The 14109-nt window shown below is 33.6% G+C and carries 12 protein-coding genes and 1 riboswitch; of the genes, 7 read left to right on the forward strand and 5 right to left on the reverse strand.

Annotated elements, in window-relative coordinates; genetic code table 11:
• Nucleotides 1–14 precede the first annotated feature (14 nt).
• Nucleotides 15–2441, reverse strand: a complete 2427-nt coding sequence (thrA, locus tag ACXGQW_RS03765; protein ID WP_457823765.1) for a bifunctional aspartate kinase/homoserine dehydrogenase I — start codon at nt 2439–2441, stop codon at nt 15–17.
• Between the two features lie 182 nt (nt 2442–2623).
• Complete coding sequence (locus tag ACXGQW_RS03770) at nt 2624–3598, reverse strand: alpha/beta fold hydrolase (RefSeq protein WP_457823766.1); 975 nt, start codon at nt 3596–3598, stop codon at nt 2624–2626.
• Between the two features lie 101 nt (nt 3599–3699).
• Nucleotides 3700–3824: riboswitch (SAM riboswitch) on the reverse strand.
• 316 nt (nt 3825–4140) lie between these two features.
• Here ACXGQW_RS03770 and metK point away from each other — a divergent pair.
• The 3 genes from metK (at nt 4141) to ACXGQW_RS03785 (ending at nt 6971) form a co-directional block, all read left to right on the forward strand.
• Nucleotides 4141–5397, forward strand: a complete 1257-nt coding sequence (metK, locus tag ACXGQW_RS03775; RefSeq protein ID WP_457823767.1) for a methionine adenosyltransferase — start codon at nt 4141–4143, stop codon at nt 5395–5397.
• Between the two features lie 86 nt (nt 5398–5483).
• Entirely contained in the window at nt 5484–6113 is a 630-nt protein-coding gene (locus ACXGQW_RS03780) for a hypothetical protein (RefSeq protein WP_457823768.1), read from the forward strand.
• 150 nt (nt 6114–6263) lie between these two features.
• On the forward strand, nt 6264–6971 hold the full coding sequence (locus tag ACXGQW_RS03785; RefSeq protein WP_457823769.1) for a hypothetical protein: 708 nt from the start codon (nt 6264–6266) through the stop codon (nt 6969–6971).
• On the opposite strand, the gene ACXGQW_RS03790 is transcribed toward ACXGQW_RS03785, so the two are convergent.
• Nucleotides 6968–8458, reverse strand: a complete 1491-nt coding sequence (locus ACXGQW_RS03790) for a hypothetical protein (RefSeq protein ID WP_457823770.1) — start codon at nt 8456–8458, stop codon at nt 6968–6970. The genes ACXGQW_RS03785 and ACXGQW_RS03790 overlap by 4 nt on opposite strands.
• Before the next feature lie 147 nt (nt 8459–8605).
• On the opposite strand from ACXGQW_RS03790, the gene ACXGQW_RS03795 reads away from it, so the two are divergent.
• Complete coding sequence (locus ACXGQW_RS03795; protein WP_457823771.1) at nt 8606–9220, forward strand: deoxynucleoside kinase; 615 nt, start codon at nt 8606–8608, stop codon at nt 9218–9220.
• Between the two features lie 124 nt (nt 9221–9344).
• Entirely contained in the window at nt 9345–10070 is a 726-nt protein-coding gene (locus ACXGQW_RS03800; RefSeq protein WP_457823772.1) for a hypothetical protein, read from the forward strand.
• A gap of 75 nt (nt 10071–10145) precedes the next feature.
• Here the strand turns inward: ACXGQW_RS03800 and ACXGQW_RS03805 are convergent, their stop codons facing one another.
• Together ACXGQW_RS03805 and ACXGQW_RS03810 are read right to left on the reverse strand one after the other, a co-directional pair.
• The gene (locus ACXGQW_RS03805) at nt 10146–11060 is read right to left on the reverse strand and encodes a manganese-dependent inorganic pyrophosphatase (RefSeq protein ID WP_457823773.1); all 915 of its coding nucleotides are present in this window, start codon (nt 11058–11060) and stop codon (nt 10146–10148) included.
• A gap of 169 nt (nt 11061–11229) precedes the next feature.
• Nucleotides 11230–12210 (reverse strand): pyruvate dehydrogenase complex E1 component subunit beta, encoded by a 981-nt coding sequence (locus ACXGQW_RS03810; protein ID WP_457823774.1) that lies wholly within the window; start codon nt 12208–12210, stop codon nt 11230–11232.
• Between the two features lie 142 nt (nt 12211–12352).
• Between ACXGQW_RS03810 and ACXGQW_RS03815 the strand changes: the two genes are divergently transcribed.
• Both ACXGQW_RS03815 and ACXGQW_RS03820 read left to right on the forward strand, forming a co-directional pair.
• On the forward strand, nt 12353–13099 hold the full coding sequence (locus ACXGQW_RS03815) for an electron transfer flavoprotein subunit beta/FixA family protein (protein WP_457823775.1): 747 nt from the start codon (nt 12353–12355) through the stop codon (nt 13097–13099).
• A 47-nt stretch (nt 13100–13146) separates the two neighbouring features.
• Entirely contained in the window at nt 13147–14109 is a 963-nt protein-coding gene (locus ACXGQW_RS03820) for an electron transfer flavoprotein subunit alpha/FixB family protein (protein ID WP_457823776.1), read from the forward strand.

Here is a 14109-nt window from a genome sequence, read left to right on the forward strand (position 1 = left end):
GTACAAAAAAAGCATTACAACTCCAACTCCGTTAATCTCATAATATCTCCGAAGACCCCACGGGCAGTAACCTCAGCTCCTGCTCCTGCTCCTTGAATCACAACAGGTTGTTCTCCATAAGATTCTGTGTAAATTTCAAAAATAGAATCTGCTCCTTTTACTTGCCCCAAAGCAGAATCACTAGGTACAGAAACCAATTTCACATCTAATACTCCTTTATCCGAAGCTAAATCTCCGTGCAAGTCACCAATATAGCGTAACACGTGGTTAGGCTTTTGATTTTCTTTCATCTCCTGATAAATAGGATCTAAATCTTCTAAATTACTCAAGAAAGAGGCAGTATCTCCATCTCTCAAATGTTCTGGAATTAGGTTATGAATTTTCACATCTTCAAACTCATTCGCTAAATCTAACTCACGGGCTAATATTAACAGTTTGCGACCTACATCATTTCCGTTTAAATCTTCTCTTGGATCTGGCTCCGTAAATCCTTGGTCTGCTGCTTCCTTTAGTACTTGACTGAACTTTACATCATTTGCAGAAAAATTGTTAAACAAGTAACTTAAAGTACCCGAGAAAACTCCTTTAATTCTTGTAATATTTTCTCCAGATGCATGCATTAATTTGATAGTATCAATCAACGGTAAACCTGCTCCTACGTTGGTTTCGTATAAGTATTGTTTTCTGTTTTGAATTAAGGCCATCCTTAAATCATTATAGAAAGTTAAAGATTTAGTATTTCCTATTTTATTTGACGACACCAAGTTGAATCCATTTTCTATCAAAGGAATATAATTTTCTGTCATCGCAGCACTTGCAGAGTTGTCTACCGCAATCAAGTTTCCTAGATGGTGCTCTTTGGCATAATCTACAATTTCTTGAATTCCTTGATAATTTACTCCTGATATTTTCAAATCTTCTTTCCAAGTATCCGGAACTCCCTCGGCATTGAATAAGACCTTTTTAGAGTTTGCTACTGCAAAAACGTTTAAATCTATTCCTTTGCGTTTTAAAATATTTTTTTTACTCTCTAAAATTTGCTTGATTAAAGTACCTCCAACCAAACCGACTCCAAATACAGCTACATTTATTTTTTTAGAAATTCCAAAAATTTCTCCATGCATTACATTCACCGCTTTTCTTAATTCTTTATTATCTATCACTAAACAAACGTTATTTCCCGTAACCGTATTATTAATTAACAACGGCTTTATATTATTATTTACCAACGCAGTGTAACTTGTTTTAAAGGAACTTAAAGAATTCCCTAAAATAGAAACTACTGCCACTCCTCTAGTTATCGTAATTTTATTAATGTCATTACTTAAAAAATCTAGATTAAACTCATTCCCTAATGCATCTTTTGCTTTGTGAGCATCTTTTCCATTTACCACAAAACTAATACCACGCTCAGACGATCCTTGAGAAATAATTCCTACACTTACATTTTCTTTTTGCAAAGCTGTAAATAAGCGAGCATCTATTCCAACCTTACCTAACAATCCACGTCCTTCCAAACTTACCAAAGCCATATTTTCTTGTACAGAAATTACTCTGATTCCTTTTTTAGAGCTTGCATCGGCATTAATCAAAGTACCTGCACTTTCAGGCTCAAAAGTATTTAAAATACGTAAAGAAATATTCTTTTTCACCAAGGGAATAATGGCTTTAGCATCTAACACATTGTCCCCCAAATTGGCCAACTCATTTGCTTCGTTAAAAGACAAGTGGTCTATCTTTTTAGCATTAGACACCAAATTTGGATTGGCCGTATATATACCACTCACAATGGTAAAATTTTCTAATTCTTCTGCATCCAAATATCCTGCTATTAAAGAGGCCGAATAGTTACTCCCATTTAACCCGATAGTAGTTGTTTCTCCGTCTAAACTAGCTCCTACGAACCCTGTCACCACTGGAACAGTTGTAGATAAATCTATCTTTGAAAAATGCTTTTTGGTATTCTCTTCTGTAATTTCCTCTAGCAACGTAGCCGCTCCGTAAGAGTTGTCTGTTTTAAATAGACTTCTAGAATCTGTATATGCTGCATTCACATTTTCCTTTTCTAGTAGCGCTGTAATTAACTTACCTGCCAATAATTCTCCATAAGCAGTTACCAAATCTTTGATTTTAGGAGTATAATCTCCCAGCAAACCAACACCTTCAAATATCTTGGTTAGAAAAGCAAATTCTTTAGAAAAATCAATTTTGGGTAAAGGCTCTAATTGATAAGTTTTAAAGGTTTCGAAAGCAGTTTTATAATCGTCTCCTTTCTTTGCGCATTCTAACAACTCCAACAATTCGTTAGTAGCATTACCACGTGCAGAAACAACCACCACAATTTGTTGGCTGGCTTTTATTTTGTTCAACAAGATAGAAATGACACTTTGAATCCCATTCCCGTTTGCTAATGATTTACCTCCAAATTTTAATACTTTCATTTTTTGTTATCCTATTAAGTAGCAATATTTTTTAGTCCTATAACTTTTAGATTGCTCCATTTTATTTGAAGTAAGCAACTGGTAATCTGCTTACTCTATACTCCTCTGTTTATTTCTTTACTTTTAACGCTTCAATATTCGTTCCCGACTCCGCTCGAACACCCTGACAAAATAGTTCAGCGTTAAAACACCTCTTTTAACAATTCTTTCAACTGATCATCCTCCACTAAAAATCCATCATGACCGTGAATAGATTTTATTTCATTATAAACACTCGGCAGCCCTAATTGTTTCAAAACTTCGTGTGTTTCTCTATTTTCTTCTGGCACAAAAAAGAAATCCGAATCTATTCCTATTTGTATGATTTTTGCTTTGATTGTACTAGCTACTTCCTCAAAACTACCTCGTCCTTCCGTAATGTCTAAAGTACTTAATAAATGGTTAACCATTTTATAAGCTTTTAATTCAAATCTTTGCTCTAATTTATAACCGTGATGCAATAACCAACTCTCTACATTGGCTATTCCCAAGGCATCATTTTGAGTTCTATTAAATTTTTCTTTAAAAGATGCAGCAGTTCTATAAAACAACATCGCCATCATACGAGCATCGTGAACTGGTTTTTTGGAGTTCATCAGAATTTGCTCTTGGGCTTTGTTGTGTGCTAAAATCCAATCTGTAGCTTTCCAGTCTGACGCAATAGGAATGATGTAATCCGCCAAGTTTGGAAATAGAATTGCCATTTCCCAAGCAATTCCTCCTCCTAGAGATCCCGCTAGAATTGCATGGAGTTTTTTCACTTCTAGAGATTCTAATAACAACCCAAATAACTGAGCCACATCCCTTACCGTAAAACTTTTTACATCCTCTATTAAGTTTTCTGGTTTTTGATCGTAACCATTTCCTGGAATATTAATTGAAATGATGGTATACTTATCAGTATCTACCAAATTCCCTTTGGACACGATTCCTTTCCACCAACCTGTATGCGCTCCTGCTACATCAGAATTACCTGTTAAAGCATGATTGACTAGAATAATTGGAGCTGTGTGTAATGGCTGTCCAAAAACTTCGTAAGAAAGTTCTAAACTAGCGTAATGCACACCGACCAAAGTCGTGTAGTCTTTTAAGGTTTTATGTTGTAAACTTTTATTCAATGTATCTAAATCATTTATAACTCAATTGGCTACGGTACAAAAGTATCGCAATGCTTTGTTAAATTGGTAGGTTATCTTGACTAGAAAAGAGAATGGCTCTTGGGTTATCTATCCAACAATTGTTGGTAGAACGTAGCACCTTCTTTTTAATAGAAATTTGGATTTTCATTAAAAAGGGTTGCTAAGGCTTCAACGGGTCTATTCCCTCTACCTTTCATGATAACATACTTCAATAATTCTATGAGCTGGAGCAAAGATATAAAATAGTTTTTAGTTTTTAATACGGCTGATTGTATTTATTTACTTTCTGAAAAATCATTTTACAAAGAAATAAATATTTGGAATTGTATATCATTTCTTTTTTATAATTTTGCGCATAAATTAAGAGGAAAGATTTGACTGATTGCCACCTCTTTTACAAAAAGCAAAATAACATTTGTGATTTGTATAAAATAAAAGTGCTAAAGCAGTAAACTTCTACTTCTTTAGCCGACCAAGGCAATCAGCATAACAAATTTTAACATAATAAACACCCAATAGAGATGTCATATTTATTTACATCGGAGTCTGTTTCAGAAGGACACCCAGATAAAATTGCAGATCAAATATCTGATGCGTTGATTGATCACTTTTTAGCTTACGATACTGATTCCAAAGTAGCTTGTGAGACTTTAGTAACAACTGGACAAGTAGTTTTGGCTGGAGAAGTTAAATCTAAAGCTTATTTAGATGTTCAGAAAATTGCTAGAGATACCATTAATAAAATAGGTTACACTAAGGGCGAATATCAGTTTGATGGAAATTCCTGTGGAGTGTTATCTGCTATTCACGAACAATCTCAAGACATTAACCAAGGAGTTGATAGAGCTAGTAAAGAAGAGCAGGGAGCTGGTGACCAAGGAATGATGTTTGGTTACGCAACTAACGAAACAGAAAACTATATGCCGTTGGCTTTAGAAATTTCTCATCGTTTGTTAAAGGAGTTAGCAGCTTTACGTAGAGAAATGAAAGACATTACTTATTTACGTCCAGATGCTAAAGCTCAGGTAACATTACAATATTCTGATGACAACAAACCAGAACGTATAGAGGCCATTGTAGTTTCTACACAACACGATGATTTTGATGCTGACGATGAACAAATGTTAGCTAAAATTAAAAAGGATATTATCAATATTTTGATTCCGAGAGTAAAAGCCACCTTCAATGATGAGGTTCAAGCTTTATTTGGCGATGACATCAAATTTCATATCAATCCTACAGGAAAATTTGTGATTGGTGGACCTCACGGTGATGCAGGTTTAACAGGACGTAAAATTATTGTAGACACTTACGGTGGGAAAGGTGCTCACGGTGGAGGAGCTTTTTCTGGTAAAGATCCTAGTAAGGTAGACCGATCTGCTGCCTACGCTACTCGTCATATCGCGAAAAACTTAGTGGCTGCAGGTGTGGCTACAGAAATTTTAGTACAAGTTTCTTATGCAATTGGGGTCGTAGAACCTATGGGGATTTTTGTAAATACTTACGGAACTAGCAAAGTAGATTTAACCGACGGGCAAATTGCCGAAATTGTTTCTTCTATTTTTGATATGAGACCTTTTGCTATTGAAAGCAGATTAAAACTTCGTAACCCAATTTATACTGAAACTGCTGCTTACGGACATATGGGACGTACTCCAGAGGTTAAAACCGTAGTTTTCGACTCTCCTTACGAGGGAACCAAAGAAATTGAGGTTGAAACTTTTACTTGGGAAAAATTAGATTACGTAACTCAGGTAAAAGAAGCTTTTAAATTATAACACTGAATTCCATACGATTCTTCAAAAAAACACTTTTAATCATTTTAAAAGTGTTTTTTTTTATATTTACTCTCAAAACTAAAATGATGAAAAAAAAATACACATTATTACTAGCTACTCTAATAAGCGTTAGTCTTTTTGCCCAGAAAGATCATTGCAAATGCTTTGACAAAGAAACATATGCTGCTTTTGTTAAAAGTGAACAACATCAAAATGTAACAGAAGGAAATGATGCAGAGTTAACGGTTTTATTGAGTAAGGCTTTAGATGAAGACATTACCATAACTTACGAAGTTATTGGAGCATCTGCTAATATTAAAACAGATATTGAACTTCCTGCAAATAATACATTTACCATTCCTAAAGGACAAACTCAAGCCACGATACACATCCCTACCAACAACGATGGTATCAGAGAGCTTGACGAAACTTTTACTATTAAAATTTTAAGCGGCGTTACCGCTACTACTAAAAAATCACTTAATAACAACAATTTAGTAAGAACCAGAACTATTATTGACAGCAATTCCGAAACTTTAAAAACTTCTTTTTACTTAAAAAACGGAAAAATAAAATCTGATAGTGATTTAGACTACATAGAGGTTAGAAACTTTAACGGAATACTTCTTCAAAATCAGAACTTAAGCAAGGGAGTTACTTACTTAATCAAAGCAAAAAGCAACAATCAAAGTGTTATAAAAACAGTTGTTTTTTAACTCTTCTCTATCACCACTCCAAAGAACCAACCCGTTTTATAGCATTTGTAAAACGGGTTGGTTGTTTTAAGCGAACTAAACTTTTTGGAATCCTCTGACTTTCATGAGAACAAACTTAATAGGTATCAATGAATTCAATTATATTTGAATATGAAACTTTGGATTGTATTTCTTTTTAGTACTATTTGTTTTAGTCAAACACTCGTAAAATCTAGTGTTGACAAATTTGTTGGTGTGGATATTTACGAAAATATTTATACTTTAAAAAATGGGGCACTACACAAGAGTAATTTGGATAACGATTATGTAAATATTAATTATGGAACTCCAGATGATATTGATATTAGTGATCCCTTACGAGTTTTACTATTGTATAAATTATTTAACACTGTCGTTCTGCTGGATAATCGATTAAATTTTATTTCGGAATTTAAAGTTCCATTCGGTAGCCAATTTATTGCCAATGCGGGTAAAAACAAAGTATGGCTGTATAACCAAGTCGATTTGGTTTTGAGTATTTTTAATTTTACAACTCAAAAAACAGAAGCGGTTTCCATACCTATTACTAACAAAATAACGCGTTTAAAAGGGAATCTTAATAAAGCCGTTACCGTTGATACTCAAGAAGAATTAGTTACCTATAATTTTGTGGCTAGAAAATCAGAGTCAAAATCTGTTAAGAGTGGTTTAACATCTATCTCTTTGTTTGATGATTTTGTGATTAAAAATAATATGTTGTACAACAAAAATAAACTGATATATCAATGCCCTAAAAACATCAAAGCCTTTGAGGTGGTTAACAACACTTTTTATTTTTTAAAAGATGAAGGCATTTATACTATTAACTTAAATAACTAAGCCAACACCTTTAAAATTCCGTCCCTTATACTAATCCATAAAAAGTTGAACAACGATTTTGTTTGCACTCTATCTTGTTTGATTTTTGCTTCTCTAAAATGGTCTTTTTTATGTTCAGATGAATTTTTAATCACCAAATTCCCCACGGCACTTAATGCTTTAGCCAAAAAATTGTACCTGTCTGTTTTAAGTTTTAAGTCGTCATATCTCATTTTAACATCTCCTCTAGAGGCTATATTGTTCCCTTCAATATCAAAATACAGCGCATCTATTTCCCCTTCCAACTCTATATTTAAAACTTTGTATAAAAATGAGTTGATACTTTCCGTTTTAAAGTTTTTTAGACTCCCGTTGCTTACAAATTTATTTTTTGACACGTCTGTAAACTCAACATCTAAGTGCAATGCAGATTCTTTCATAAAAACTCCATTTGCCTCTAAAGTTAATACTTCATGATCTTTAATATTACTAACCGAAATAACTCCATCGATATCATCGAATAACAAATCTCCTTTTTGAGATTCGTCATCCATCAGCATTGAATAAACTACCTTTCCATTTTTAATTTTTATTTCTGGGAAATCTACTATTGCTTTTAACTTATTGATAGATTCACTGTACAAAGGCTTGTAAACCGTATTATCTTTCACGCGTTTGTCTCTAAAAAAATTCAAATTAAGCCCATCAAAAACGATATTTTTACTTTGTAGTAAAACTGTTTCTTGATAGTTTTTAAAAGTAAAATCAGCCATCTGTATTTCATCAAAAAACAAATCCAAATATTCTTTTTCTTCTACTAGTTTTGAGGCATGTTCTTCTGGACTCCCTTTAGATTTTATCAATAAATTACTCAGAGTCAGTTGGGTATTCTCGTATTTTAATTTTTCTAATTTTAAGTATTCTAAGTGTGAAAGGTCGGAATAGAGATCTGTAACCTCAAAATCAAATTTTTCGTAACCAAACGGAATAGATTGCTGGAGTGTTTTATCATTCAATTCAAAATGAGTCAACGTACCCGTTACAAGGGCTTTATGCTTGGTGTCATTGGTAGTATTTATAAAAACCACCTCTGTATTGTTTAAGTTCAAACAGTCTATATCTAGAGAAATCTTTGGGGGAGTAGAAGTTTTATCATCTTTAGGTTTAACAGGAGGCTTTATTTCAAACACCGATTTATCTATCAACACATCAGAAAAAGAAATAGCATCATTGGTTAAAAATTTGAGCAATCTAAATCCTACAATCTCTACTTTGTTTGACGAAAAATTAATTCCTTTCTCGTAAGACTTAAAACTTATACCTTCTGCGGTTAGCTGATTAAACAACAACTGATAATGGATTGACTTGTAGTAAAGTTCTACCGTTTTATTTTGCTCTTTAAACTCGTTAATTTTTTGAGATAGCATGTAATTCACCCCTTGTTCTAACACATAAAATGTTAGCAGTATGACTGTTAGAACAATTAAACTTATTTTGATTTTGCGCATGAGCTAAATTTAAAAGATATTTTTTTATTCCTGCTTAGTTTATCAGCAAATAAAAATTGATTTGTATCTACTGTAATCGCTAAATCATTTCTCTGTGCCTATTTTTCTAAATTTTTAACTACTTTTAATCTACTAAACAAGGAGGATATGCACATAGCAATTGCAGGAAATATTGGAGCAGGAAAAACAACGCTTACGGAATTATTGGGAAAACACTACAAGTGGGATACTCATTTTGAAAGTGTTGAGGACAATCCGTACTTAGACGATTTTTACAATGAAATGGAGCGTTGGTCTTTCAACTTGCAAGTATTCTTTTTAAATAGCCGTTTTGAGCAAATTCTTAAGATTCAAAAGAGCGGTAAAAACATTATTCAAGATAGAACGATTTACGAAGATGCTAAAATATTCGCTCCTAATTTACACGCAATGGGATTGCTGACCAATAGAGATTTTACCAACTACAACAAACTATTTGATTTGATGGAAAATTTGGTGACCCCACCTGATTTGTTAATTTACTTACGTGCAGATATCAAAACATTGGTCGGGCAAATTCACAAACGAGGTCGTGAGTATGAGAGTTCTATTAATATTGACTATTTGAGTAGATTGAACGAAAGGTATGAGGCTTGGATTAGTAGTTACGACAAAGGAAAAAAACTAATTATTGATGTTGATAACATTGATTACGTGAGTAATCCTGAAGATTTAGGGATCATTATTGATAAGATTGATGCTCAAATTCACGGATTATTTTAATTTATACTACCGATTGTTATTTAAAACAAATCTTAACAATTTAACATTACATTTGTTTTTTTATTTTCTTGTTTATCGTTTTTAATTTTGACTTTAAAATTCAGACCTAAAACACACAGATAGAATGGATTATAAGCTAAATCTTTTAGAAGAGTTACGGGAAATCAAAAAAAGAGATTTCAATGCTGAAGAAATCGATATTCAGTGTATTGTTAATGATATTTTTAAACAAAAGGATGCAACCAAAGCGAGTGTGCTGCATCAACTCACCTCTGCCCCCGTTAAAAATTCCTCTCCAAATTTCAATATTGATGATTTGAATCGTGAACACATTTTTCACATCAGTCAAATCAAAAATTTGTGTTTAAACTATCGATTACGTTTTTTAGACACTCAGTATTTTAAAGGTGAATTCCCCTCAGAGGCAATTCGTCAAGTTGATCTTTTTCAAAAAAAGCATCAAACTATGGTAGGTCAATTTAAAATTATCGCCCCTTCTAAACTATTTGTCCTTAAAGAAACAGACGACCCTATTCTGTTTGCCCATTTAGGAAATGGCTATTACTATTTTTTACACAAATGGGGTGATGACATGAATATTTCTAGAAAACTGAAAGCTTGGCCTTTAAAGAATTTTAAAAATTTAGCCACCTTACTGTTTCTTATTTCTACACTAGCAACGGCACTAACGTACCCTTATTTTTTAAAAAATAATTTTAATGTTGGATATCTCTTTTGTCTGTGGCTATTTTACGTGAAAGGAACTTTTGCTATTTGCTTGTACATGGGCGTAGCTTCTGGTAAAACTTTTAGTAAATACTGCTGGCAAAGTCCATTTAACAAAATATAAATCTAACAAACCAAAAAACCTTCTGTTGTACAACAGAAGGTTTTTGATTTTGTCTGATAAGTACATTTCTTATAATTACAGCACAGGAATAATTTGTTTTTTACGAGATACAATTCCAGGCAACACAACAAGGTCACTTTCTACAACAGCATTAAACTTAGTTTCCGCTACTTGCTTTACTGCATCGTTTGGAATGAAAAAAGTTGCGGACTCGCTTAGAATATCTATGACAAATAACAGAACCTCATCTAACCCTTCTTCCTTTTTTATAGCATCCATAGAAGCTATTATTGATTTTTTTCTTTCTAAAACTATATTTGGTGCTGTAGTTTCCAACACAGAAACTCTGTATTTTTTACCACTTGCCTCATAAATTTTGCTATCCATTTTTATAAGCTCTTCATCGGAAAAAGCTGAAATATCGGACTTTGCCTCAAACATTTTTGTAGCATACTCGTTAATGTTCATTTCTAATTTGTGAGCCAAATGTTGAGCCATCGCTTTGTCATCCTCTGTAGTTGTTGGGCTACGGAATTCTAGTGTATCAGAAATAATACATGACAACATCAACCCAGCAATCTCGTTAGGTAGGTCAGAAACTTCATCCACTCCCATCATTAAATACATCACTGAGGCTGTAGAGGCTAATGGTTTTATTGTAATATCAATAGGACCTGCTGTTTCCAAACCACCTACTAGCTTATGGTGATCTATAATTTGTACAATAGAGGCTTGATTGATGTTTTCAAACAATTCCTCCGGGTTGTTAGTGTCTACAATTACCACCTCATCGTCTTCTGAAACGGTATTTAAAATTTTGGGAGTTTCAAAACCCCAATGTTCAAGTACATAAAGTGCTTCTGTGTTTGGTGTTCCCAACACATAAGGTGTAGCTTCTATTCCTTGTTGGCTTAAATACCAAGCCCAAACAATTGCCGATGCAGTTGCATCCGTATCTGGAGATTTGTGTCCAAAAACTTTTAATGCCATATGATTTATTTAAAATATGTTTATTCTTCGAGTGCAAAAATACAAATAAAGTTAAAAATCAACTCTAAAGATAATATTATTGCCACGTTCTTTTTCGTTTCATTTTTACAAACAAAAAGCCTTTCTTAAAAAAATAAGAAAGGCTCTAAATTTATTATTTAACTGCGAATTACTTTACGTATAAAGCAGCTTTTACAGCATCTACTACATCTTGTGAATTTGGTAACCACTCTTCTAACAAAGTAGGAGAATAAGCAGCAGGTGTGTCTGCCGTGTTGATTCTTTGGATAGGTGCATCTAAATAATCAAAAGCTTGTTCTTGTACTCTGTAAGCGATTTCAGTAGCTACAGAACCAAATGGCCATGCTTCTTCTAAAATAACCAAACGATTGGTTTTCTTAACAGATTCCAAAATAGCGTTGGTATCCATAGGACGAACCGTACGTAAATCTATAATTTCAATAGAAATTCCTTCTTTTTCCAATACCTCAGCAGCCTTATATGCTTCTTTAATAATTTTCCCAAAAGAAACTACCGTTACATCTGTACCTTTTCTTTTGATATCAGCAACTCCTAAAGGAATGATATATTCTCCCTCTGGAACTTCTCCTTTATCACCGTACATTTGCTCCGATTCCATAAAAATAACAGGATCGTCATCTCTAATAGCAGCCTTTAATAAACCTTTAGCATCATACGGGTTAGAAGGTACAACTACTTTTAAACCTGGAGTGTTCGCAAACCAGTTTTCAAAAGCTTGTGAGTGTGTAGCTCCTAATTGTCCTGCAGAGGCAGTAGGTCCTCTAAATACGATTGGACACTTAAATTGTCCACCAGACATTTGTCTGATTTTTGCAGCGTTATTTATAATTTGATCGATACCAACCAAAGCAAAGTTAAACGTCATATACTCCACAATAGGTCTGTTCCCTGTCATGGTAGATCCAACAGCAATACCACCAAATCCTAATTCAGCAATGGGAGCATCAATCACTCTTTTTTCTCCAAACTCATCTAACATTCCTTTAGATGCTTTGTATGCTCCATTATATTCAGCAACTTCTTCACCAATTAAGTAAATGCTTTCATCAGAACGCATCTCCTCACTCATCGCTTCGCATATTGCCTCTCTAAATTGTATAGTTTTCATGTATTCTATTTTATTTAAACGTTCACAAAAATAACAAAAACACGCTCATATTTTCTAATATTAAAATAAAATATTTACAAAATTTAATTTACATTAGCTTCTACTTATTTAGTAATCAATAGAAATCGATAAACTTCTCAATATGAAAATATTAGTTTGTATAAGTCACGTTCCTGATACTACATCTAAAATCAATTTTACCGATAATTCGACTGTTTTTGATACCACAGGTGTTCAATTCGTTATCAACCCTTATGATGAATTTGCTTTAACTAGAGCTATCTGGTTTCAAGAAAAACAGGGAGCAAAAGTAACGGTAGTTAATGTTGGAGATGCAACCACAGAACCTACTTTAAGAAAAGCTATGGCAATTGGTGCAGATGATGCTGTTAGAATTGATGCAACACCTACAGATGGTTTTTTTGTTGCGCAACAAATAGCTGAATTGTGTAAAAAAGAAAATTACGACCTTGTTTTAACAGGAAAAGAATCTATAGACTACAACGGAGCGATGGTTCCTGGTTTAATTGCTTCTTTTTTAGATCTTGATTACATTAATGCTTGTGTAGATTTAGAAATTGAGGGTAGCAATGTTCAAGCTTCTAGAGAAATTGACGGAGGTACTGAAAAAGTTAGTGCTACTTTGCCTATTGTAGTAGCTGGTCAAAAAGGACTAGTAGAGGAAAAAGATTTAAAAATTCCTAATATGAGAGGAATTATGATGGCTCGTAAAAAACCACTGAATGTTATTCCTGCAGCTGATGTCAATGCTACTACTCAGATTAGCAGCTTTGAAAAACCCGAAGCCAAAGGAGCATGTAAAATGATTGATGCCAATAACATTGACGAATTAATCGATTTACTACACAACGAAGCCAAGGTCATTTAATTAAAAACTAGGTTGTTAATTATTAACAACTCCAAAAAACAAACTTTATGTCTGTATTAGTATTCGCTGATGCGAGTGAAGGAAAATATAAAAAAGCTACGCTAGAGCTAGTTTCTTATGCCAAAGCAGTTGCCAACGAATTGAATAGTGATTTGACTGTTCTAACAATTAATGCAACAACTCCCGAAGAATTAGGGACTTATGGTGCCAACAAAATTTTGAGCGTACAAAACGATAGCTTGAGCACTTTTAACGCAAAAATATATGCTGCTATTGTTACTGAAACGTGTAACAGCAATAACATCAATGTTGTGGTAATTAGCAGCAACTCTAATGGAAATTACATAGCTCCTATCGTCTCAGCTAATTTAAAAGCTGGGTATGCTTCTAATGTTGTAACTCCGCCAAGTAGTATCAACCCATTTACGGTTAAAAGAAAAACTTTTTCTGGAAAAGCTTTAAGTAACACGGTAATTACTTCTGATAAAAAAGTAATTGGATTGGCTAAAAACTCTTTTGGAATTATAGAAAGTAACACCAATGCCTCTATAGAAAATTTCGAACCTACTATCATTACTTCTTCTGTAAGTTCTATAGCTGTAGAACAGACTTCTGGAAAAGTGGCCATTGCAGATGCAGATATTGTAGTTTCTGGGGGAAGAGGTTTAAAAGAAGCCTCTAATTTCAAACTAATCGAAGATTTAGCTGATGTTTTAGGAGCTGCTACTGCTTGTTCCAAACCTGTATCTGATATGGGCTGGAGACCTCACGCAGAGCATGTAGGACAGACTGGAAAACCTGTAGCTTCAAACTTGTACATTGCTATTGCTATTTCGGGTGCTATCCAACATTTAGCAGGTGTAAATGCATCAAAAACAAAAGTGGTAATTAATACTGATCCCGAAGCTCCTTTCTTTAAAGCTGCGGATTATGGTATTGTAGGTGATGCTTTTGAAGTGGTTCCACAATTGATAGAAAAGTTAAAAACTTTTAAAGCAGAAAATGCTTAA

It is taken from the genome of Wenyingzhuangia sp. IMCC45533 (assembly GCF_054111225.1).

What these genes read in the sequence shown, in the direction of transcription:
- ACXGQW_RS03820 (WP_457823776.1), top strand. Translation starts at nt 13,147, where the DNA reads ATGTCTGTATTAGTATTCGCTGATGCGAGTGAAGGAAAATATAAAAAA.
- ACXGQW_RS03805 (WP_457823773.1), bottom strand. Translation starts at nt 11,060, where the DNA reads ATGGCATTAAAAGTTTTTGGACACAAATCTCCAGATACGGATGCAACT.
- ACXGQW_RS03815 (WP_457823775.1), top strand. Translation starts at nt 12,353, where the DNA reads ATGAAAATATTAGTTTGTATAAGTCACGTTCCTGATACTACATCTAAA.
- thrA (WP_457823765.1), bottom strand. Translation starts at nt 2,441, where the DNA reads ATGAAAGTATTAAAATTTGGAGGTAAATCATTAGCAAACGGGAATGGG.
- ACXGQW_RS03800 (WP_457823772.1), top strand. Translation starts at nt 9,345, where the DNA reads ATGGATTATAAGCTAAATCTTTTAGAAGAGTTACGGGAAATCAAAAAA.
- ACXGQW_RS03790 (WP_457823770.1), bottom strand. Translation starts at nt 8,458, where the DNA reads ATGCGCAAAATCAAAATAAGTTTAATTGTTCTAACAGTCATACTGCTA.
- ACXGQW_RS03780 (WP_457823768.1), top strand. Translation starts at nt 5,484, where the DNA reads ATGAAAAAAAAATACACATTATTACTAGCTACTCTAATAAGCGTTAGT.
- ACXGQW_RS03785 (WP_457823769.1), top strand. Translation starts at nt 6,264, where the DNA reads ATGAAACTTTGGATTGTATTTCTTTTTAGTACTATTTGTTTTAGTCAA.
- metK (WP_457823767.1), top strand. Translation starts at nt 4,141, where the DNA reads ATGTCATATTTATTTACATCGGAGTCTGTTTCAGAAGGACACCCAGAT.
- ACXGQW_RS03795 (WP_457823771.1), top strand. Translation starts at nt 8,606, where the DNA reads ATGCACATAGCAATTGCAGGAAATATTGGAGCAGGAAAAACAACGCTT.
- ACXGQW_RS03810 (WP_457823774.1), bottom strand. Translation starts at nt 12,210, where the DNA reads ATGAAAACTATACAATTTAGAGAGGCAATATGCGAAGCGATGAGTGAG.